The 22,053-nt window shown below is 69.2% G+C and carries 15 protein-coding genes; 6 read left to right on the forward strand and 9 right to left on the reverse strand.

Features of this window, described 5'->3' with window-relative positions; all coding sequences use genetic code 11:
• The first annotated feature begins 55 nt into the window (after positions 1 to 55).
• The 3 genes from IE075_RS09760 (at position 56) to IE075_RS09770 (ending at position 5,619) form a co-directional block, all read left to right on the forward strand.
• Positions 56 to 2,770, forward strand: coding sequence for an alpha-1,6-glucosidase domain-containing protein (locus IE075_RS09760; RefSeq protein WP_189455975.1), 2,715 nt, complete (start codon positions 56 to 58; stop codon positions 2,768 to 2,770).
• A gap of 8 nt (positions 2,771 to 2,778) precedes the next feature.
• Positions 2,779 to 4,821 carry a glycoside hydrolase family 97 protein gene (locus IE075_RS09765; RefSeq protein ID WP_189455977.1) on the forward strand — a complete coding sequence of 681 codons (2,043 nt, stop codon included), beginning with the start codon at positions 2,779 to 2,781 and terminating at the stop codon, positions 4,819 to 4,821.
• A gap of 87 nt (positions 4,822 to 4,908) precedes the next feature.
• Entirely contained in the window at positions 4,909 to 5,619 is a 711-nt protein-coding gene (locus IE075_RS09770; protein ID WP_189455979.1) for a DUF6445 family protein, read from the forward strand.
• Between the two features lie 132 nt (positions 5,620 to 5,751).
• On the opposite strand, the gene IE075_RS09775 is transcribed toward IE075_RS09770, so the two are convergent.
• The gene (locus tag IE075_RS09775; protein WP_189455981.1) at positions 5,752 to 6,306 is read right to left on the reverse strand and encodes a GAF domain-containing protein; all 555 of its coding nucleotides are present in this window, start codon (positions 6,304 to 6,306) and stop codon (positions 5,752 to 5,754) included.
• Between the two features lie 84 nt (positions 6,307 to 6,390).
• A complete protein-coding gene (locus IE075_RS09780) occupies positions 6,391 to 9,051 on the reverse strand; it encodes an alpha-amylase family glycosyl hydrolase (protein ID WP_189455983.1) in 2,661 nt (886 codons plus the stop codon).
• Positions 9,052 to 9,303: 252 nt separating this feature from the next.
• On the opposite strand from IE075_RS09780, the gene IE075_RS09785 reads away from it, so the two are divergent.
• Both IE075_RS09785 and IE075_RS09790 read left to right on the forward strand, forming a co-directional pair.
• The gene (locus tag IE075_RS09785) at positions 9,304 to 12,018 is read left to right on the forward strand and encodes a TonB-dependent receptor (RefSeq protein WP_189455985.1); all 2,715 of its coding nucleotides are present in this window, start codon (positions 9,304 to 9,306) and stop codon (positions 12,016 to 12,018) included.
• A 129-nt stretch (positions 12,019 to 12,147) separates the two neighbouring features.
• On the forward strand, positions 12,148 to 13,572 hold the full coding sequence (locus tag IE075_RS09790; protein ID WP_189455987.1) for a solute:sodium symporter family transporter: 1,425 nt from the start codon (positions 12,148 to 12,150) through the stop codon (positions 13,570 to 13,572).
• A 22-nt stretch (positions 13,573 to 13,594) separates the two neighbouring features.
• Here the strand turns inward: IE075_RS09790 and IE075_RS09795 are convergent, their stop codons facing one another.
• The 5 genes from IE075_RS09795 to zwf are packed head-to-tail and all read right to left on the reverse strand — an operon-like array spanning position 13,595 to position 19,301.
• Complete coding sequence (locus IE075_RS09795; RefSeq protein ID WP_189455988.1) at positions 13,595 to 14,257, reverse strand: bifunctional 4-hydroxy-2-oxoglutarate aldolase/2-dehydro-3-deoxy-phosphogluconate aldolase; 663 nt, start codon at positions 14,255 to 14,257, stop codon at positions 13,595 to 13,597.
• The gene (gene glk / locus IE075_RS09800) at positions 14,254 to 15,249 is read right to left on the reverse strand and encodes a glucokinase (protein WP_189455990.1); all 996 of its coding nucleotides are present in this window, start codon (positions 15,247 to 15,249) and stop codon (positions 14,254 to 14,256) included. The genes IE075_RS09795 and glk overlap by 4 nt, the downstream gene beginning before the upstream one ends.
• Entirely contained in the window at positions 15,246 to 17,117 is a 1,872-nt protein-coding gene (gene edd / locus IE075_RS09805) for a phosphogluconate dehydratase (RefSeq protein ID WP_189455992.1), read from the reverse strand. Before edd ends, glk begins: the two co-directional genes overlap by 4 nt.
• Positions 17,117 to 17,851 carry a 6-phosphogluconolactonase gene (pgl, locus tag IE075_RS09810; protein ID WP_189455994.1) on the reverse strand — a complete coding sequence of 245 codons (735 nt, stop codon included), beginning with the start codon at positions 17,849 to 17,851 and terminating at the stop codon, positions 17,117 to 17,119. Before pgl ends, edd begins: the two co-directional genes overlap by 1 nt.
• The gene (zwf, locus tag IE075_RS09815; RefSeq protein ID WP_189455995.1) at positions 17,835 to 19,301 is read right to left on the reverse strand and encodes a glucose-6-phosphate dehydrogenase; all 1,467 of its coding nucleotides are present in this window, start codon (positions 19,299 to 19,301) and stop codon (positions 17,835 to 17,837) included. Before zwf ends, pgl begins: the two co-directional genes overlap by 17 nt.
• 342 nt (positions 19,302 to 19,643) lie before the next feature.
• On the opposite strand from zwf, the gene IE075_RS09820 reads away from it, so the two are divergent.
• On the forward strand, positions 19,644 to 20,795 hold the full coding sequence (locus IE075_RS09820) for a hypothetical protein (RefSeq protein ID WP_189455997.1): 1,152 nt from the start codon (positions 19,644 to 19,646) through the stop codon (positions 20,793 to 20,795).
• Positions 20,796 to 20,831: 36 nt separating this feature from the next.
• Here the strand turns inward: IE075_RS09820 and IE075_RS09825 are convergent, their stop codons facing one another.
• Together IE075_RS09825 and IE075_RS09830 are read right to left on the reverse strand one after the other, a co-directional pair.
• Positions 20,832 to 21,311 carry a tRNA (cytidine(34)-2'-O)-methyltransferase gene (locus tag IE075_RS09825; protein WP_189455999.1) on the reverse strand — a complete coding sequence of 160 codons (480 nt, stop codon included), beginning with the start codon at positions 21,309 to 21,311 and terminating at the stop codon, positions 20,832 to 20,834.
• Between the two features lie 10 nt (positions 21,312 to 21,321).
• On the reverse strand, positions 21,322 to 22,032 hold the full coding sequence (locus IE075_RS09830) for an SDR family oxidoreductase (protein WP_189456001.1): 711 nt from the start codon (positions 22,030 to 22,032) through the stop codon (positions 21,322 to 21,324).
• Positions 22,033 to 22,053: the final 21 nt, after the last annotated feature.

Consider the following 22,053-nt stretch of genomic DNA (forward strand, 5'->3'; position numbering starts at 1 on the left):
GCATCACGCGCGCGCCCGCGGCCATTCTGGCCCGGCCGCGCACCCGCGATCGCGAATGTGCGTCGCTGGATACGTATTCAGTGCGCTCGCCACCGCGCTCGCGCTGCCCGCCCATGCGATGTCGACCGCCGACTGCGACGCGCCCGCGCCGGCTCGCACGCTCGCGCCGGTCGCCGATGCCCGCACCGATGCCCGAGCGTATTGGCTCGATGCGCAGTGGCTGCAGTGGCCCGGCAAGCCCGCTGACGGGCGCTACCGGCTCGTGCATTCGCCCGAGGCGACGCTTCAGGCCGCCGCTGGCGGTCCCGTGCGCGGCGCGGCGCGCGCGTTCGCGCTCACCCCTGGCGCAAGCGTGCCCGAGGCGCTACGCACGCGCTTTGGGTTCATCGGCGACGGCGCGACGCTGCGCCTCGCGCCCGAGGCCGCGCGCGAAGTCACTTTGAACGAACCCGGCCAGTGGTGGCTCGTGCACGAGGACACGCGTGGCCGCGTGCTCGATGCGACGCATGTGCAACATCCCGGTCGGCTCGACGAGGTGTATGCCGCCGCGCGCGACATCGAGCTGGGCCTGCACGTCGACGACGAAGCCGCCCGCATGGTGCTGTGGGCGCCCACAGCACAGGCGGTCGCGCTGTGCCTGTACGACGGCGGCACTGGGCCTGCGACGAGCGCCCTGCCGCTGCAGCGCGACGCCGCGACCGGCACGTGGTCGGCCGCGGTGCCGGGCGATCAGCGCGGGCGCTATTACACCTACCTCGTCGACCTGCACGTGCCCGGCACCGGCCTCGTGCGCAATCGCGTGACCGACCCATACTCGGTGAGCCTCACGGCCGATTCGACGCGCAGCTATATCGCGAACCTCGACGACCCCGCGCTCGCCCCGGACGGCTGGCGCGGCCATGCACGCCCCGACGCGCCAGCGGCGCTGACCGACATGGCGGTTTACGAGTTGCACGTGCGCGATTTCTCGATGGGCGACGCCACCGTTCCGGCCGAACACCGCGGCACGTACCTCGGCTTCACTCACGCGACCTCGAACGGCATGCGCCATCTTCGCGGGCTGCACGAGGCCGGCCTCACCGACCTGCATCTGCTGCCGGTGTTCGACATCGCGACCGTGCCCGAGACCGGCTGCGTCACGCCGGAGGTCCCCAACGCCGCGCCCGACAGTCCCGCCCAGCAGGCCGCGGTGCAGACGGTCGCCGCGCGCGACTGCTTCAACTGGGGCTACGACCCGTACCACTTCAACGCACCCGAAGGCAGCTACGCGACCGACGCGCGCGACGGCGCGGTGCGCATCCGCGAGTTCCGCCGCATGGTGCAGGCGCTGCATGCGGCGGGCCTGCGCGTGGGCATGGACGTGGTCTACAACCACACCACGACCTCGGGCCAGGCGCCGAGTTCGGTGCTCGACCGCATCGTGCCCGGCTACTACCACCGGCTCGACGCGAACGGCGTTGTCGAGCGCTCGACCTGCTGCGACAACACCGCGACCGAGCACGCGATGATGGAAAAGCTCATGGTCGACTCGGTCGCGCTGTGGGTGCGCGAGTACGGCATCGACTCATTTCGCTTCGACCTCATGGGCCACCAGCCGCGCGCGGCGATGCAGGCGACCCAGGCGCGGCTCGAACGCGAGGGCGACCGCACGATTCCACTGATCGGCGAGGGGTGGGACTTCGGCGAGGTCGCGAACAACGCGCGCTTCGTGCAGGCCGCGCAGGGCGAGCTCGACGGCACCGGCATCGCGACGTTCTCCGATCGCGCGCGCGATGCGATCCGCGGTGGCGGCTGCTGCGACGCCGGCCGCGACCTGCTCACCCAGCAGGGCTGGCTCAACGGCCTCGTCTACGCGCCGAACGCACATGCCGATCCAAACCGCGCACGAGGCGATCTGCTGCACGCGGCCGACCTCGTGCGCGCGGGCCTGGCCGGCACGCTGCGCGATTACACGATGACGTTCGCCGACGGCCGCACCGCGCCGCTGTCGCAGCTCGACTACAAGGGCCAGCCGGCCGGCTACGCGACCACGCCCGGTGAAGTTGTCAACTACACCGAGAACCACGACAACCTCACGCTGTTCGACCTCAATGCGTTGCGACTGCCGGCCGGCACGAGCCGCGAAGACCGCGCCCGCGTGCAGGCGCTCGGCACCGCGCTTGTCGCGCTAAGCCAGGGTGTCGCCTATCTGCATGCCGGGCAGGAGGTGCTGCGCAGCAAGTCGCTCGATCGCAACAGCTTCGACTCGGGCGACTGGTTCAACCGCCTCGACTGGACGTACGCCGACAACGGCTTCGCGGCGGGTTTGCCAAAAGCCGAGGAGGGCGAGAAGGACTGGGCGCTGCTCGCGCCAGTGCTGCGCGATGCGTCGATCAAGCCCACGCAGCGCGAGATCGAATGGACGCGCGATGCGGTGCACGATTGGCTGCGCGTGCGTGCGAGCACGCCGCTGCTGCGGCTGCGCACGGCCGAGGAGGTGCAGCAGCGCCTGACCTTCCTCAACACCGGGCCTGCGCAGGAGCCGACCGTGATCGTCGGACACCTCGACGGCGAAGGCCACGCTGACGCGAACTTCCGCGAAGTGCTCTACGCGATCAACGTCGCGCCCGAGGCGCGCGCGCTCGACCTGCCCACCCAAGCCGGCAAGCGCTGGGCGCTGCACCCGGCGTTGCAGCCGGGCGCCGACGAGCGCGCGCGAGATGCTCGCCTTGCCGCCGACGGGCGCCTGTCCATCCCCGGCCGCACGGCCGTCGTCTTCGTGATCGAGTGAGCCTGTCGATGAAGCCTTCGCGTCCGTTCCGCCTGCCCGTTCTTGCGCTCCTCGCACTCACATTCGCGTACTCCCCGGCCATGGCCGCCACGGTTGCGAGCGTCGAATCGCCCGACAAGACGCTGCGCGTCGAGCTCGATCTGGACGACGGCCGCATCGGCTACCGCGTGCTGCGCGAAGGCAAGCCGCTGATCAACACCTCCCGCCTGGGCTTCCTGTTCCAGAACGCCGAGCAGCTGCAGCGCGATCTCGCGTTCACCTCGCAGGCCACGCGCAGTTTCGACGAGACCTGGGAGCAGCCCTGGGGCGAACGCCGCCTCACGCGCAACCGCTACAACGAACTGCGCACACGCTTCACCGAGAAGATCAATCTCAAGCGCGACATCGACGTCGTGTTCCGGGTGTTCGATGACGGCATCGGCTTCCGCTACGAATTTCCCGACCAGCCGCAGTTCCAGGACGTGCGTATCACCGAGGAGCTGACCGAGTTCGACGTCGCGCGCCCGGCGACCGCGTGGTGGATCCCGGCGGGAGAGTGGAACCGCTACGAGTACCTCTACAACACCACGCCGCTCAGCGAAGTCGGCCGCGCGCACACGCCGATGACGATCCGCACCGATGACGGCGTCTACGTGTCGTTCCATGAAGCCGCGCTCGTGGACTACGCGGGCATGTGGCTGCAGCGCGTCGAAGGCCGCCGCCTCAAGGCGCAGCTCTCGCCCGGCAGCGAAGGTTGGAAGGTGCGCCGCACCGCGCCGTTCCACACGCCCTGGCGCACGCTCACGATCAGTAACCGCGCGGGTGGCCTCGTCGAGTCGAGCCTGATCCTCAACCTCAACGAGCCGAATGCGCTCGGCGACGTGAGCTGGGTCGAGCCGCACAAATACCTCGGCATCTGGTGGTCGCTGCACTTGGAGACGCAGAGCTGGGCGAGCGGCGACAAGCACGGCGCGACGACCGCCGAGACCAAGCGCTACATCGACTTCGCCGCCAAGCACGGCTTCCGCGGCGTGCTCGTCGAAGGCTGGAACCCGGGCTGGGACGGGCAGTGGTTCGCGAACGGCTGGGGCTTCGACTTCACGAAGGCCACGCCGGATTTCGACATCGAAGAACTCGGCCGCTATGCAAAAGACCGCGGCGTGCACCTAATCGGCCACCACGAGACCGGCTGCGCGGTGAGCCATTACGAGCGGCAGCTCAGCGACGCGTTCGCCCTGTATGCGCGCAACGGCGTCGACGCGGTCAAGACCGGTTACGTCTGCGACGCGGGCCAGATCGAGCGGCAGGACGTGGCCGACGGTCCCGTGCTGCGCGAGTGGCACGACGGGCAGTGGATGAGCAACCACCACCTGCGTGTCGTCAAGGAGGCCGCGAAGCACCGCATCGCGATCAACGCGCACGAGCCGATCAAGGACACCGGCCTGCGCCGCACCTACCCGAACTGGGTCTCGCGCGAAGGCGCACGTGGCATGGAATACAACGCCTGGGGCAACCCCGGCAATCCGCCCGAGCACGAGACGATGCTCGTGTTCACGCGCCTGCTCGCGGGCCCGATGGACTTCACGCCCGGCGTGGTCAGCCTCAAGGGCCGCAATGGACAGGTGTTCCACTCCACGCTCGCCAAGCAACTCGCGCAGTACGTCGTGCTCTACAGCCCGATCCAGATGGCCGCCGACCTGCCCGAGCACTATGAGCAATACCCGGACGCGTTCCACTTCATCAAGGACGTGCCCGTGGACTGGGAGGACACGCGCGTGATCAACGGCGAGCCGGCCGACTTTGTAACGATCGCCCGTAAGCAGCGCGGCGGCGACGACTGGTTCGTGGGTGCGGTCACCGACGAGCAGGCGCGCACGCTGAGCCTGCCGCTCGACTTCCTCGACGCCGGCCGCCGCTACGAGGCGCAGATCTACCGCGACGGCGAGGGCGCAGACTGGAAGACGAACCCGCACGCGTTTACCGTCGAGAAAAAGCAGGTGCGCCGCGGCGATACGCTGTCGCTGTGGCTCGCGCCCGGCGGCGGGCAGGCAATCCGCTTCCGCGCGCTGTGACGCAGGGTGCCGGCATGCATGATCGACGGCCGGCCCCACGCCCCGCGTGCGCGGTCATGCTCGCTCGCACGCCTCACTGAGCCGCCTGTGTTCAACCCCCGCCCGCGCATCGAAGCGTTCGCGATCACCCCGACGTTCACCGGCTGGGTGGTCGACGACGCGCTGCTCGAACCCGAGCGCCTCGTCGAGTTCGCAGCTGCGCAGCGCGCGCAGTTCGTGGATGCGCCGCACAACGCCTATCCGGGCCCGGAACTGCGCCTGCCCGAGTCCGTCGTGCAGTCACTCGAGCGCTGGTTCTCGCTGCACCTGCGCGACCGCCTCGGGCTGCGCCGCGTGCAGCGCGCGACCGCGCGGCTGTCGCTGACCACCTATCCGCCGCACACGCTGCAGCCGCGGCAATCGATCTGCCACGTCGACCGCCTCGAAACCCAACCCGGCCAGCGCATCGTCGCCTCAGTGCTCTACCTGTTCGACGACCCTGCGCTCGGCGGCACGAGCTTCTACATGCCGCGCCGGCCGATCGAGGAGATCGCCGCGCTGATGCGCGATTCGGCGTCGATGTCCGCGGCGCAGTTCGAAGCGAGCCACGGCATCGCGCCGGGCTACATGGTCGAGTCGAATGCCTGGTTCCAGCGCGTTGCCACCGTGCCCGCGCGGTTCAACCGGCTTATTGCCTACAGCGGCACGATCTTCCACAGCGGCGATATCCGCCGGCCGGATCTGCTGCGCGACGACCCGCGCACGGGTCGTCTGTCGCTCAACGGCTTTTTCGTGGGCTCCAGTCCGCTCACGGCCTGAGGACGCGGGCCGGACCGCTCGCGCGCGAGCGCCGTCATCCACTGCGGTGTGTGATTCGGCAGCGCGAACCATCGGCCGCAGCGGGGCCGCACGTGGCGCCGCCAACGATCTATCCGCCGCATGCGCCGCCCGCTAAGGCGCGGAGAGCGGCGGTCGGTTCGCGCTTGGCCCCGAGGTGCACGCGGCCTCGCCCAGCGCGAGGGCCGCATCGTCGACCTCGCACTCGCCCGCGTTTGCCGAGTAACGCTGCAGCAGCGGGGCCAGCGCCTCCATCAACGCGATGTTCTCGTCGCTGATGCGAAGCGGCCGGTAATCGAAGTGGCAAACAGTGCCGAACATGCGGCCCGCATCGTCGAGCAGCGGCACGCCGCAGTACGCGCGGATCTGGTCGCGCTTGGGATGGTCGGCGACGCGGTCGTCGGTGTCGGCGTCATCGACGCGAAATGTCGCGCGCCGGTCGCGCACGAACACGCAGTACGACGCGCGCACCGGCATCGCCTCGACCGCTTCGCGCTCGGGCTGCTCCCGGTCGAAGAACCACACATTGCGCAGCACGTCGTCGTCGAACCGGTAGAGGGCCGTAAACCGGTGCCCGGTGCGCGCATTGAGCACCGCGAGTGCGCCACGCACGTCACCGGTCTGGATCAGGGCCTGCAGACGCTGCAACGCGTCGTCGAAATCGGTCATCGTCGGCTCCTGTCGGCTGCTGCCCCGCAGCCGGCGTCGATGCCAGCATGGCCCCGCGGGTGCGAGGCACCCGTCAAGCCGCATTCAGGAACCGGGCGCGAGCGTCACCGTGGCGCTGTCCATGATCTTCGGCGCGTCGGCCGCCGCGCCGCCGAACGCGGCTGCACCGGCCTCGGGCGCCAGCGGCCTGTAGCCGCCGTCGTAGTCCCATGTGGTGATGTGCACGCGCGCACCGTCGAGCATGTGCGCGTCGCCGAGCGATCGCGCCGGAAACGTGAAGGTCAGCGTGCGCGCGTCCGCGCCGACGGCCAGATCGGCCACCGGGGTCAGCGCCGCGCCCTCGTGCGTGGGAGATGCCCCGTCGTGCGCAAACAGCGCGTTCGACCAGCCGTGCGCCCGCCAACGCCGGTGCCAGCGCATCCCGTCCGGCAGTGATGCGTTCTGCAGCGGCATCGTCGTGCTGCCGCCGTTCTGGCCGGGCAGCTCGACGAAGCCGGTGAGCACGACATGGTCGAAGCCGTTCGCGGGGTTCCAGGCGCGGCTCAGGGCACGCATGGTGACTTCGACACGCAATGCGCCGTTCGCGGTCCACGCGCGCACGCGCTCGACGTCGGCCGGGCGCACGTCGCGCCAGCCGGCGTCGTTCGGGTACAGGTAGCGACCGGTCCGGCCGCGGTCGTCGTCGCGCGGGTCGGCGCGGTCGGCTGCGAGCCGCCACGCGGGCTCGACGCGGAACGTCTGTGCGCTCGACACGAGGCCGCGGGCGGGATCGAACGCGACGACGCGGTGCTCGAGCGCCGGATCGACGAAATCCCCCGTGCGCACGCGCGCCTGCCAGCGGCCGTCGGCCTCGACGGGCACCGTCTGCGCACGATCAAGCCGCCCGTCGACAACTACTTGCACCGCGCGCATGCCCGGCGCTGCGCCGCGCACCTCGAAGTCCGCGCGCACCGTCGCGTCCTTGAGCGGGTCGATCGTGGGGCCGGCGGGCATCGCGGCCGCCGCCGCGCGCGCGTCCGACACGCGCCACACCGAGCCACTGCGCGGCGGCAGCACGCGCGTGAGCGTGCCGTCGGCCGCGACGACCGCGCGCTCGTCCGCGCCGTCGATTGCGAACACGCCTTCGAGCACGGTGCCGGGCGGCAGGCGCGTGTCGAGGCGGTCCAGCAGCACCGGCACGTCGGCGCTATTGAGCACGATCAGCGCGGTCGAGGCGGTGCGCTCGCCCGGCGCTGCGCGGACGTCGCGCGTCGGGTCGTAATCGAGCCGCCACGCGATCGCGCCGGCGTCCGCGCCGTTCGACGCAAGCACGGTCGGCGTGCCGCGCGAGAACACCGGGTAGCCGCGGCGCAGCGCGATCGCATCGCGCAGGTAGCGATACAGCGGCGCCTGCGTGTCGAAGCGATCGCGGCCGCCGCTGCGGTAGCCGCCGGCGAACATCGCGGCACGCTGGTCAGTAAACCCCTGCTCGGTGCCGTAATAGATCACCGGGATGCCGGGCAAGGTCAGCGTCGCGAGCAGCGCCTGCTTGAGCGCGGGCTCGGTGCCGCCGGCGAGGAATCGGTCGACGTCATGGTTGTCGACGAAGTTCGGCATCCGCCACGGATCCGCGTGCACGCGCATCGTTGATTCAATGCGGTGCGCCAGCTGCGCGGTGGGGCGCCCGCGGGCGAACACGTCACCGAGGCTGCCGTACAGCGGGAAATTGATCATCGACGGCAAACCGCCGGGCGTGCGCATGTACGCGTCGAGCTTGCGCGCCTGCGCCTCGTCGAACGGTTTGTCCGTGCCGAAGCCTTCGCCGAACGAAAGAAAATCCGCGCGCCCGGTCTCGGCGGCGACACGCGCGACGCCCGGCGCCTGCGCGTCGTCCGCGTGCAGGAAGTCGGGAAAGAACGCCGCCGGCACGTGTAACGCGGTGTCCACGCGGAACGCATCGACCCCGGCCTCGCGGATCCAAAAGCCGTACACGTCGCGCAGCGCGGCCCGCACCGCCGGGTTCTCGGTGTTCAGGTCATCGAGCCCGGCAAGTTGCCAATCGAGTTCCTGCGTGCGGTCCGCGTAGTCACGGATGTCCGGCGTCCAGTGGTACACGTCCGCGGCGCGGTGCGCGGGGTTGCGCACGTCATTGAGCGCGAACGGCGCGCGCGCGGGCGCCGTGCGCCCGTCGGCCGCCGGATGCACGACGAAATGCCGAGCTGGTTCGCGCGAATTCCAGTCGCCGACATACCCGGTGTAATTCGCCACGTGGTTGACCACGACGTCCTGCACGAGGTGCATGCCGCGCGCGTGCAGCGCCTTCGAGAGCGCGCGGTAGTCGGCCAGCATGCCGAAGTGCGGGTCGATGCGCTTGAAGTCGTGCGCCCAATAGCCGTGGTAACCGCCGTAGCGCGTCGCGGTGTTCCACCACTGGTGCTCCACCGGCGGCGTGATCCACAGCGCGCTCGCACCGAGGCCTTTGATGTAATCGAGGCGTCGAGTCAGGCCCGCGAGATCGCCGCCGCTGTAGCGCGCGCCGTCGCGCGGATCGAATTCGCCGGCGCCCTGGTCGTTGTTCGACGCGTCGCCATCGTCAAAGCGATCGATCATCGCGAAATAGATCACTGCGTCGCGCCAATCTGGCGACGGCACGTGCAGTGCACCGGCCGCCACTGCAACCGGCGCGGCGACCGCGAGCGCCGCGGATAACACGAGACGCTGCACAGACAGTGCCCGCCGCGCGCGCTGCAAAACCGAACTCGGCATGGACGTTCCTCGGTGAGGCGAGTGGGCAATGCGCAGGCGCAACTCCGCAGAAACTATTCCACGCGTGTGAGCATTGCGGCAGTGCACAACGCCCTTGATTGCATGAATACGTTTGCAGCGGAACTTGCATCGCGTAACTGAGGATTAACATCAATCCGCCCTCGCGGTGCGTGCTTTGCACCGGGCTGTCGCCCCGATTCCGTGGCCGCGCCGCACGGCCGGTCCATCAAACTTTGCAGTGGGAGTAGCACCGTGGTTCTCAAACGCAATCTGCTCAGCGTCGCACTCGCTTCGGCGACATGGATGATCGCTTCGGGCGCCCAGGCGCAGGTGCAGGCCCCGCCTGCAGATCCCGTCAGCGCAGAAGCCGAAGTCGCAGCGACGACGCTCGACCGCGTCCAGGTCACCGGCATTCGCAGCGCGATCGAAAAGTCGATCGACACCAAGAAGGACGAGACCGCGATTGTCGAAGCGATCTCCGCCGAAGACCTTGGCAAGCTGCCCGATGCTTCGATCGCCGACTCGATCGCCCGTTTGCCGGGCCTGACCGCGCAGCGCTTCGGCGGCCGCCCGCAGGAAATCAACATCCGAGGTTTCTCGGGCGACTTCTCCACGACGACGCTCAACGGCCGCGAGCAGGTGAGCCTCGGCAACAACCGCGGCGTCGAGTTCGACCAGTACCCGTCCGAGCTGATCCACCAGGTCGTGGTCTACAAGACCCAAGACGCGTCGCTGATCGGCCAGGGCCTCTCAGGCACCGTGGATCTGCGCACGGTGCGCCCGCTTGAATACGGCGAGCAGGCGATTGCGGTGAACGTGCGCGGCGACATGAACGACGCGAGCGGTGGCAAGGAATACGGCAATCGCTTCAGCATTTCCTACATCGACCAGTTCGCCGACAATACGGTCGGCCTCGCGCTCGGCTACGCGCGCTTGAACAACCCGATCCAGGAAAGCCAGTTTGAGGCGTGGGGTTACGACAACGGCGTGCTCGGCGGCGGCAAGCTGTACGAGAACGACACCGAGAACGAGCGCGACGGCTTTGTCGGCGTGCTCGAATTCAGGCCGAGCGACATCTACACCACGCGCCTCGATGTGTTCTATTCGAAGTTCGACAAGATCCAGCGTAAGCGCGGCATGGAGTTCGGCCTCGTGTTCGGCCCGCCGGGCGCGCCGGACAGCCGCACGAACAACGCCAACGGCACCGCGGTGCAGGCGACGTTCGACGACTTTCGTCCGGTCCTGCGCAACGACTACAACGCAGCCAAGGACGATCTGTTCTCGCTGGGCTGGAACCACGACCTCAAGCTCAGCGAAGCGTGGACGCTCAATGTCGACGTCAGCACGTCGAGCGGCACGCGCGACGAGCGTCTGCTCGAGACGTATGCCGGCTTGCCGGCGGGGACCAGTGACACCGCCGCCATCACGTTCAATCCGGACGGCTACTTCGAACTCGACACCGGCTTCAACTATGCGGATCCGAACATTCTCCGCCTGACCGACGCCGGCGACTGGGGCCAGGACGGTTACATCAAGGACTTCGAAGTCACCGACACGATCAACTCGGTGCGTTTCGATCTGGAGCGCACGTTCGAGTCAGGCGTGTTCAGCAGCTTGGAGTTTGGTGCGAACCTCAGCGAGCGCACGAAGTCGCGCACTTCCAACGAGAACTTCCTGTGCCTGCGTGCCGACTGCACGGAGGGCGCCGAAGTCGCGATCCCGACGCAGTTCGGAACTCAGTCGGATTTCGCGTTCGCGAACCTCGGCGGCCTCTACGGCTATGACGCGCTCGCCGCGTTCAACTCCTTGTATTTCCGCCGTCCAAACGTCAACAACGGCGACATCAACCAGAAGAACTGGGAGGTCGACGAGCGCATCGTCACCGCTTACGTGCAGGGCAACCTCGACTTCGACGTCGGTGCGGTCCGCGTGCGCGGCAACGTCGGCGTGCAGGCGATCAACGTCGAGCAGAGCTCCAGCGGTGTGTCCACGTTCCAGGGCGTCACGCTCGATGAGCCGGCGACACGCGGCGCGAACTACACCGATTACCTGCCGAGCCTGAACCTCAACGTCGAACTGCCGGCCGACCAGCTCGTGCGCTTCGGCGCCGGCAAGCAGATCGCCCGCCCGCGCATGGACTTCCTGCGTGCAAACGCAGGCTTCACCATCAACACGAACCAGACCAATCAGGACACCTGTCAGGCGCTCGGCCTTGCGGCACCGTGCGTAGTGTTTGAAGGCAACGGCGGCAACCCGGAGCTGCTGCCCTACGAGGCCTACGCGTACGACCTCTCGTACGAGAAGTACTTCGCTGAAAACCGCGGCTACGCCAGCGCCGGCGTGTTCTACAAGGATTTCAGCACCTACGTGCTCGAGGTCCAGACGCCGTTCGACTTCAGCCAGCTGCCGATCCCGCCCGGCTTCACCGGCCCCCAGCCCGCATCCCCGATCGGCGCGTACACGACGCCTGTGAACCTCGATGGCGGCAAGCTGCAGGGCTACGAGCTCGCTGTGTCGCTGCCGTTCGATATGTTCTGGGCGCCGCTTGAAGGGTTCGGCATGCAGGCGAACTACTCGTACGTCGAGAGCGAGGTGATTCCGTTCGAGGGCGAAGACCCGATCACGTTCCCGGGCCTGTCGAAGCACATCTCGAACGCGACGGTCTATTACGAGCGCTTCGGTTTCTCGGCTCGCGTGAGCCACCGGCGCCGTTCGCGCTTCCTCGGTGAAGTGCAGGGCTTCGGCGGAGACCGCGCATTCGAGGAATTCCAGGGCGAAGGCGTCACGGACCTGCAGCTCGGTTATCAGTTCGAAGAAGGCCCGCTTGAGAACCTGTCGCTGCTGCTGCAGGTCAACAACCTCGAGAACGAGCCGTTCCGTGGCAGCTTCGACAACCGAGAGGACCGCCCCCGCAAGTACTTCGAGTACGGCCGGACCTACCTGCTCGGCCTGAACTACCGCTTCTGAGCGCGACCGACGCCGTAAACGGCTGACCCCGGGGCCCCTGTCGGTTCAAGCGAACCGCGGGGGCCCTTTTTTATTGCGCGGCGGCCGGCGCCGCACGAAGATCGACGCCGGCCGCCCAGGAGCAACGCGATGCGCATCGATCCGATCCAGCTTGCCGTCTTCCTCGGTCTTACGGCGCTCGTCGCGCTCGCCACCTGGTGGCGGTGCCGCCGCGAACCGCGCGGGGCGAACGAGTCCAAGGACTTCTTCCTCGCCGGCGGCACGCTGGCCTGGCCGTTCATCGCCGGCTCGCTGCTGCTCACCAACCTCAGCGCCGAGCAGATCGTCGGCATGAACGGCGCCCAGGCGATGCTCGTGGCGTGGTGGGAGTTCGGCGCGGCCGCGGGCCTTTTGATCCTCGCCCACGTGCTCGTGCCGATGTACTACCGCTACAAATGCACGACAACGACCGAGTTGCTCGAACGCCGCCTCGGGGACCCGGGGCTGCGCCGCGCAGTGTCGGTGCTGTTCCTGCTCGGCTACATGTTCATCCTGCTGCCGGTCGTGCTCTACACGGGCGCGGTGTTCATGAAGTCGATGTTCGGCGTGGACCTTTCGATCCTCACGATCGCCGTGCTGTTCGCGCTCGCCGGCCTGGCGTACGCCGCGTTCGGTGGCCTGCGCGCGATCGCGATCTCCGACACCTACAACGGGCTCGGCCTGCTCGTGCTCGGCATCGCGGTCACGCTGTTCGCGTTGCAGGCGGTGGGCTGGGACCTGTCCGGCGTGCCGGCCGAGCGCTGGACGCTGGTCGGCGGCAACGATTCGGATATCCCGTGGCACACCCTGCTCACCGGCATGGTGTTCATCCACGTCTTCTACTGGGGCACGAACATGGTGATCGCGCAGCGCGCGCTTGCCGCCGGCTCGGTGCGCGAGGCGCAGAAGGGCATCTACGCGGCTGCCGCGTTCAAGCTCATCACACCGGCGCTTGTCGTGCTGCCGGGCATCATCGCGTTCAAGCTTTACGGGGATGTCGGCGACGTCGCCTACGGGCGGCTGGTCGGCGACGTGCTGCCGGCGTGGATGTCCGGCGCGTTCGCGGCCGTCATCGCCGGCGCGGTGCTGTCGAGCTTCAACTCGTGCCTCAACTCGGCGGCCGCGTTGTACACCTGCGACATCCACCTCGCGAAGATCAACCCGAATGCGGACGCACGCCGCATCGGGCAGATCGTCGCGCTCGTGTTCGCGGTGGTTTCGGTGGCCATGGTGCCGCTGTATCAGCATTCGCAGAGCATCATCGCGACGCTGCAGCAGCTCAACGGGCTGTACTCGATGCCCGTGCTCGCCGCGTTCGTCGTCGCGGTGCTGTTCTCAAACCTCGACCCGCGTGCGCTGCGCGGCGGGCTGCTGTTCGGCGTTGCGCTCTATGCAGTGTTCACGTTCGTCTGGAGCCCGCTGCACTACATCCACCTGATGTTCATCACGCTCGTCGCGACGATCCTCGTGATGTGGGGCGGCAGCCGGCTGCTCGCCCCGCGCGCGCGCCCGAACGCTGCGGTGCCGGCGCGCTGACGGATCGGTCCGGCTGCGCGGCTCAGCGCGCGCGCAGCCCGGCCGCTTCGCGAGCAAGCGTGCCGATGCGCGCGTAGTCGCGCGCGGTGAGCGCATCGTTCGGCACCATCCACGAGCCGCCGACGGTGACGACATTCGGCAGCGCGAGATAGCCGGGCGCCTTCGCTGCGTCGATGCCGCCGGTCGGGCAGAACTTCGCGAGCGGGAACGGGCCGGTGAACGACTTCAGCGCCGCGATGCCGCCGCTGGACTCGGCCGGGAAGAACTTGAAGCGCCGATGGCCGCGTTCGAGGCCGCGCATCAGCTCGCTTGCCGTCGCGATTGCCGGGATCCACGGGATCGCGCTGGAGTCGCCGGCGTCGTAGAGCGCATCCGTCGCCCCGGGCGAGATCGCGAACATGCCGCCGGCCTCGCGCACCGCGTCCAGGTGCACTGGCGTGAGCACCGTGCCCGCGCCGACGCAGGCACCGTCGACTTCGGTCGCGATGCGGCGGATCGCCTCGAGCGCGTAGTCGGTGCGCAGCGTGACCTCGAGCACCGGCAGGCCGGCCTCGACGAGCGCACGTGCAAGCGGCACCGCGTCATCGGGCGATTCGATCGCGAGCACGGGCACGATCGGCGCGCGGCTCAGGATCGCATCGACGCGCTCGGCGCGCAGTTCGGGCGTGGTCCATTGGGCAATCATTCGGCCTCCTTCGGCAGGGCTTGGCGCAGCGCAACGGCAGCGCCGAGCAGGCCCGGGTGGGAATGGGTGATGACCTGGATCGCAACCGACTCCAGGTACGCGGCAAAGCGCCCCTTCGCGAGGAACCGCTCCCGGAACGCGCTTGAGCGCAGGAACGGCACGAAGCGCGGCACGATGCCGCCGGCGATCATGACCGTGCGCGCGCCGTGGATCAGCGCAGCGTCGCCGGCCACGCTGCCGAGCACCGCGCAGAAGCGCGCGAGTGCGCGGCGCGCAGCGACGTCGCGGCCTTCGAGCGCGAGCGCGACGACCTCCGCCGGCTCACGCAGCGAGTCAACCTGCCCGCTTTCGGCGTGCGTCGCGTCGCGCAGCACGGCGTCGACATGCGACAGCCCCTTGCCGCACAACACGCGCTCGTTGGATGCGCGCCCGTGGTGCGCGGTGAGCCAGCGCGCGATGCGCTGCTCCTCGTCGCCGATCGGCGCATACGTGACATGGCCGCCTTCGGTCTCCACGACCTGCCAGCCACGCGATTCCGAGCCGGTCAGCATCGCCACGCCGAGCCCGGTGCCGGGGCCGAGCACCGTGACCGGCCCGCGCAGCGGTGCGCCCGGCGGGCCGTGCAGTGCGATGCAATCGCGCGGCTGCAGCGCGGGTACGGCCCACGCGACCGCGCCGAAGTCGTTGAGCAGCAGCAGCTCATCGAGCCCGAGCGAATCGCGCAGCTCGCTGCGGCTGAAGCTCCAGGCGCGGTTCGTCAGGCGGATCTCGTCGGCATCGACCGGCGAGGCGACCGCGATCGCCGCGCGCCGCGGCTGCACGCCCACCGTGTCGAGGTAATGCCGCGCGGCGTGCTGCAGGCTCGCGTACTGCACGTTCGGCAGCGACTGCGCGTGCACGATCTCGGGCGTCGGCGCGTCCGCATCGACGAGCGCGAACCGCGCATTGGTGCCGCCGATGTCGGCGATGAGCTCGTAGCGCGGCCCGCTCATGCAGTGACGCCGGCGGCGAGGGCGAGCGCCGCGTCGTGCGGGCGTGCGCTCTCCTCTGGGAACAGGCTGCATGCGCCGGCTTCGGCGTCGCCGGCCTGCGCACGCATGAGCGCGAACAGCTCGCGGCCCATGCCGTGCGTGTAGCGCGACAGGTCGCCCGTCTCGACGGTGCGTGCATTCCATTCGGTTTCGTCGACGTGGGCCTGCATCGTGCCCGCATCCGCATCGATCTCGATGATGTCGCCCTCGCGCACGCGGCCGATCGCCCCACCGGACAGTGCCTCGGGCGTGACGTGGATCGCGGCAAGCACCTTGCCCGACGCGCCCGACATCCGCCCGTCGGTGAGCAGCGCGACGCGCTGGCCGCGGTCCTGCATCACGCCGAGCGCCGGCGTGAGCTGGTGCAGCTCGGGCATGCCGTTCGCCTTCGGCCCCTGGCCGCGGACCACCGCGACGAAGTCGTCCGTCAGCTGGCCGGCCCGGAACGCCTCGAGCAGGGCGTCCTGTGAATCGAACACGCGCGCGGGCGCCTTGATCGCGCGGCGCTGCGACTCGACCGCCGAGATCTTCGCAACCGCACGGCCGAGGTTGCCCTGCAGCCGGCGCAGCCCGCCTTCCTGGTCGAACGCATCCGACGCCGGCCGCAGCACGCCCGGGTCCAGCGTCTGCGCCGGCGGCTCGCGCCAGCGCAGCGTGAGATCGTCGAGGTACGGCTCCAGCGTCTGCTGGCGCAGGTCGCCGCCGTGCACGCATTGGATGTCCGGATGCAGCAGGCCGGTGTCGATGAGCTCGCGGATCACGAAGCCGACGCCGCCGGCCGCGTGGAAGTGGTTCACGTCGGCCGCGCCGTTCGGGTAGATGCGCGCGAGCAGCGGCGTCACGCGCGAAAGCTCGTCGAGATCGTCCCAGTTGATGAGCACACCTGCCGCGCGCGCCATCGCGACGAGGTGGATCGCGTGGTTCGTCGAGCCGCCGGTCGCGGCGAGCCCGACCATAGCGTTGACGATCGACTTTTCGTCCACCGTGCGCGCCATCGGCCGGTAGTCGTCGCCCAGTGCGGTGATGCGCAGCACCTGCTCGGCCGCCGCGACCGTGAGCGCATCGCGCAGCGCGGTGCCGGGGTTGATGAACGACGTGCCCGGCATGTGCAGGCCCATCACTTCCATGAGCACCTGGTTCGAGTTCGCGGTGCCGTAGAAGGTGCACACGCCCGGGCCGTGGTAGCTGCCGGCCTCGGCATCGAGCAACTCCTCGCGCGTGGCCTGGCCGGTCGCGTAGCGCTGGCGCACGGCGGCCTTTTCCTTGTTCGGCAGGCCCGAGGTCATGGGCCCCGGCGGCACGAAGATCACCGGCAGGTGGCCGAAGCTCAGCGCGCCGATGAACAGGCCCGGCACGATCTTGTCGCACACGCCGAGCAGCAGCGCGGCGTCGTACATGTCGTGCGAGAGCGAGACGGCCGTGGCGAGCGCGATCGTGTCGCGCGAGAACAGCGACAGTTCCATGCCTGCCCGGCCCTGCGTCACGCCGTCGCACATCGCAGGCACGCCGCCGGCGACCTGCGCCGTGCCGCCGGCCGCGCGTGCGGCCGAGCGGATCAGCGACGGGTAGGGCTCGAGCGGCTGGTGCGCCGAGAGCATGTCGTTGTATGAGGTCACGATGCCGATGTTCGGCGCCGGGCCGCCGCGCAGGCGCAGCTTGTCCTCGCCGGCCGCGGCGAAGCCGTGCGCGAGGTTGCCGCAGCTCAGCCGCGCGCGGGCCGGCGCGCCCTGGCGGGCGGCGTCCATGCGCTCGAGGTAATCGGTGCGCAGCGTTCGGCTGCGCTCGACGATGCGATCGGTGACGCGGTCGACGACGGGATGCAGGGACATCAGGGGCTCCAGTGCAGGTGCACGCGCGTGTCCGGTGCGGCGCGGCCCACGATTGCGATCGGGTGCGCGGTCACGTCATTCGACGCGAGCGCGCGTTCGAGTACGCCGCGCTTGTCGGCGCCGGTGAGCGCGACGTGGATCTCGTGCGCGCGCAGCAGGCGCGAGGCGGTCAGCGTGATGCGCGGGAATGGCGCTTCGGGCGGCAGCGGCATCGGGTCGACGCGAATCGCCTCAAGCGTGTTACGGGGATCGAGCGCCCCGGCGAGCTGCGGCGCCCCGGGGAACAGGGACGCAGTGTGGGCGTCGCCGCCCATTCCAAGCACGACCGCATCGAACGGCTGTGCGCGGGAGTTCAGCTCGCGCTGGGCGAGCAGTTCAGATGCGTCCGGTTCGCCGTCACTTGGCCGCGTGAGCGGCAGCACGCTCAAGCCCGGCGAGTCTACAAACTGCGCCATCAGCGCGCGCGTGTTGCACGCCGGGTGATCGAACGGCACGCAGCGCTCGTCCGTGGCAACCGCGACCACGCGGCCCCAGTCGATGCCCGGCGCCCGCGTGAGGCGCGCATATGCGGGCAGCGGCGTGCGACCGCCTGCGAGCGCGATCCACGCCATCGAGCGTGCGCCGATCGCGTCGGAGCAGACGCATGCGAGCGCGTCGGCAAGACCGACCGCAAGCGCGTCGGCATCGGCGTATTCGTGCCAGGTCGGCACTGCAGTGTTAGTCGAGCCAGGCATGGCCGTGCTTCTCCGTGAGCGTGTGGGCGCTGGCCGGGCCCGCCGTGCCGGCCGGATAGGGTTTCGGCACGAGACCTGCGCGGCGCCAGCCGTCCTGGATCGCGTCGACCCACTGCCACGCGGCCTCGGTTTCGTCGCGACGTACGAACAGCGTGCCGTTGTTCTCGATCGCATCCAGATACAGCCGCTCGTACGCGAGCCGCCGCCGGTGCGCGGCGAACTCCTCCTGCATGTCCATGTCCAGCGCGACCTGCGTGAGCTGCAGGCCGTGGCGATCGAGGCCCGGCGTCTTGTTCATGAGCCGCAGCTCGATGTGCTCCTCGGGCTGCAGGCGGATCACGAGTGCATTGGGTGCGAGCGGCGACGCGCCGGTATCGAAGATCGAATGCGGCACCGAGCGGAACTGCAGCACGATCTCGGTGCGCCGCTGCGGCATGCGCTTGCCGGTGCGCAGGTAGAACGGCACGCCGCGCCAGCGCCAATTGTCGATGTGCGCACGCAGCGCCACGAACGTCTCCGTCGTGCTCGCGCGGCCGAGCTCCTCGAGATACCCCGGCACCGCCTTACCCGCCACGGCGCCCGCGGTGTACTGCCCGGTCACCGTGTGCTGCGCCACATCGTCGCGGCCGATTGCACGCAGCGAGCGCAGCACCTTGATCTTCTCGTTGCGCACCGCGGTGGGCTCGAAGTGCGTCGGCGGCTCCATCGCGACCAGGCACAGCAGCTGCAACAGGTGGTTCTGCACCATGTCGCGCATCGCGCCGGATTCGTCGTAGTAATCGCCGCGGCCTTCGACGCCGACGGTTTCGGCCACGGTGATCTGCACCTGCTCGATGTGCCGCGTGTTCCACAGCGGCTCGAACATCGCATTGCCGAATCGCAGTGCGAGCAGGTTCTGCACGCCTTCCTTGCCGAGGTAGTGGTCGACGCGGAAGATCCGCTCCTCGTCGAACACGCGGCCCACGCCGTCGTTGATTGCGACCGCGCTCGCCAAGTCGCGTCCGATCGGCTTTTCAAGCATCACTCGCGTGCCCGGTCCTGCGAGCCCGCGTTCGCCGAGCGCGGCACACGTCGGCGCGTAGAAGCGCGGCGCGGTGCTCAGGTGGTAGACCGTGTCGCGCTCGTCGCGCAGCGCGTGCAGACGCTCGCCGAGCGCATCGAGCGACGTGCCGTCGTCGAGCGAGGCCGGCTGGTAGTGCACGCGTGCGAGCAGCCGCGCCATGCAGTCCTCGCTCCGCTCGCCATCGGGCACGAAGCGCTCGATCGCATCGGCGACGAACTGCCGGAAGCCTGCATCGTCGTGCTCGCTGCGCGCGGTGCCGAGAATGCGCATTCCTTCGGGCAGCAGGCCTTCGCGGTCGAGGCTGTAGAGCGACGGCAGCAGCATCCGCTGCGAAAGGTCGCCAGTGGCGCCGAAGATGGTGAACAACGAAGCGGGCTGGCGGGTCATGGAGGCTCCGGAGCAATCGCCTCAGCTTAGCCAACCACCCCATTAAGCGTCAGTGCAAACGATTACACGGGCGGCGCCCATCAATGTCCTGATCGGACATGGCGTCCGCCGCGCGTCTGCCCAGTACGGACGCGAAACAGACGCATGCTGTCTGGCACTACACACCCACGGCTCGGTGCCCCAGTTCCGCATCCAGGCGGGACCGTCCTCGACTGCGTCCGGCGCAGAGCCCGCCGCCCTGCCCGGCTCGGCCGACACGACGTAAGTGGTGCGCTCCTTGCCTTGTGGCCGCGCCGGCACCCACGGCACACTGGCGCCGGGGAACTATCAGGACGTTGGATCGTGAAGCGCATTGGATGGATCGCGCTCGCCGCGGCATTAGCCGCGCATGCTGCGCAAGGCAAGGAACTCAAGGCCGGCGATGTGCTCGCTGCGGGCGAAGGGGCGCTCATCACATCGGTGACGTGTGGCCCTCCGGTCTTGTCGCTGCAGATCTACGAAGTCGGCACGCCAAGCGGCGGGCTGTTCGGACCATTCAAGTTCGCCGGCGTCCTGCCCTGTCGCCCCGGGCTGTGGACCGCACGCCTCAAGGCCGGCCGCTATTACATCGGCTTGCTGGGCGGTATGAACTTCACCCACACCATCGCCGAGGACAAGGCGCCGCAGTTCACGATCGAGGCGGGCAAGCTCAACTACATCGGCGACGTCTATGCAGGAAACGTCACGATGGCCCCCGGCCTTGACGAGCCTACGCGCATGCGCACGCTCGGTCGCCTGCTGACGGTGCTCAATCGTGAGCCGCAGGCGCGCGACGCATTGCAGGCGGCGCGTCCGGACCTGGCCCAGGCACACACGTTCATTGCCGATCGCGACCTGCCGCCGCCTGTCGCAGTCGGCGGCACCGACACGCCCGCGCCCGGCGAGGTGCAAGGCTTGTTGAGGTTGTCGCCGGATCGCTGGGTGCGTGATTCCACCGGCGCCGTGCGGGTCTGTCCGCGTTTTGTTCCATTGCCGCAAGGGGTGAAGCGTCAGTCGGGTGAGCCCCTGCGTTGCGACGGCGACTTCGTCGCGCCGGAGGCATTCGTCGCGGCGGAGTGGGGCCCGAGCACCCGGCTGCGCGCAACCGAAGCGCCGGAGGGCGAGGACGGCCCGTTGGTGATTGCGTTCACCGCGCCGAGCGCCACCGGGGATAAAAAAGCCACGGTCCGCCGCCAGCTGTCAGTCACCGCGGGCCACTGGGCCGCCACCCCTCGCGGCGTGCGGGTCTGTTACGACCGCCAGACCCACGACGCCGTGGCGCGCACGCACGATGGCGGATGCCTGCAAGAGGACGTCACCACGCGCGATTACCTGGACATCAAAGTCGGCGGCGGCGCGCGGTTCGTCGGCAGCACCACCGGCGCCGATCACGGCCACCGGTTGCTGATCGATTACGACATCGACGTATGGAAAGACGCCGCGTCGTCGGACGACGCGCCGCCGAGCGCGCCGTGATCGGCGCAGTGCCGCTTCGCAACTGGCGCGTGAGCGCTACGCCCCGCCCGAATACCCGCCCTGCCGCCACGCCTCGAACACCACCACCGCGACCGCGTTCGACAGATTGAGGCTGCGGTTGTTCGGCCGCATCGGCAGGCGCAGGCGCTGGCCTTCGGGCAATGCGTCGAGCACGGCGTCGGGCAGGCCGCGGGTTTCGGGGCCGAACACGAACGTGTCGCCGGCTTCGTAGGCAACGGTGTCGAAGCGCTGGCGGCCGCGCGTGCTCAACGCGAACACGCGCGGCGCGCGGCCGAGCGCGGTTTCAATCGTGCCGATCGCGTCGTCGAGCGAGTCGTGCACCTGCAGCGTTGCGTACTCGTGGTAGTCCAGGCCGGCGCGTTTGAGCTGGCGGTCCTCGAGGTCGAAGCCGAGCGGGCGCACGAGGTGCAAGGTGGCGCCCGTGTTCGCGCACAGGCGGATCACGTTGCCGGTGTTCGGCGGGATCTCGGGCTGGAACAGGACCACATGGAACATCGGGCGCGACTCACCAGGGCATGGGGCGCCCGGTGTAGTCGAAGAAGCGGCCGCTGTCATCCAGGCCCGCGTCGTCGATGACCCGCAGCAGGCCTTCAACCGCCACGCGCGGCTCGATCTGCGCGTCCGGGCCGCCCATTTCGGTCTGCACCCAACCCGGGTGCAGCGCGAGCACGACGATGCCGCGCTCGCGCAGGGCGTTGGCGAGCAGGCGGGTGGCCATGTTCTGCGCGGCTTTCGAGATCGCGTAGGTCGGCGTGTAGAACGCGGTGGTGTTCTCGATCGAGCCGAGCTGCGACGAGATGTTCGCGATCTTCGCGCCATCGGCGAGCGATTCGGCGATCGACTGCGACAGCAGGAACGGGCCGCTCGCGTTCGTGCGCAGGCTGTCGTCGAGGTTCGCGGCCGTGACGTGGCCGAACCGCTCGCCCGAGTGCAGCACGCCGGCGTTGTTGATCAGCAGGTCGAATGGGCCTTCGGCCACGAGCGGGAGCTCGCGGACGAGCTCGGCCACTGACTTCGCGTCGGAGACGTCCAGCGGCAGCACGTGCAGTCGGCCCGGGTACTTCGCCACGAGCGAATTGAGTTTGGTGGCGCGGCCCGTCGAGCGCGTCGTGGCGACGACGTTCGCGCCGCTGATGAGCAACTGCACGCAGAACTCGAGGCCGAGGCCGCGGTTGGCACCGGTCACGAGGCACTGGCGGGGGGTGGACGCGGCCATGCGGAAGCTCCGGAGCGGTGT

This window comes from Cognatilysobacter bugurensis (assembly GCF_014652095.1).
In the GTDB taxonomy this organism is placed as follows: domain Bacteria; phylum Pseudomonadota; class Gammaproteobacteria; order Xanthomonadales; family Xanthomonadaceae; genus Cognatilysobacter; species Cognatilysobacter bugurensis.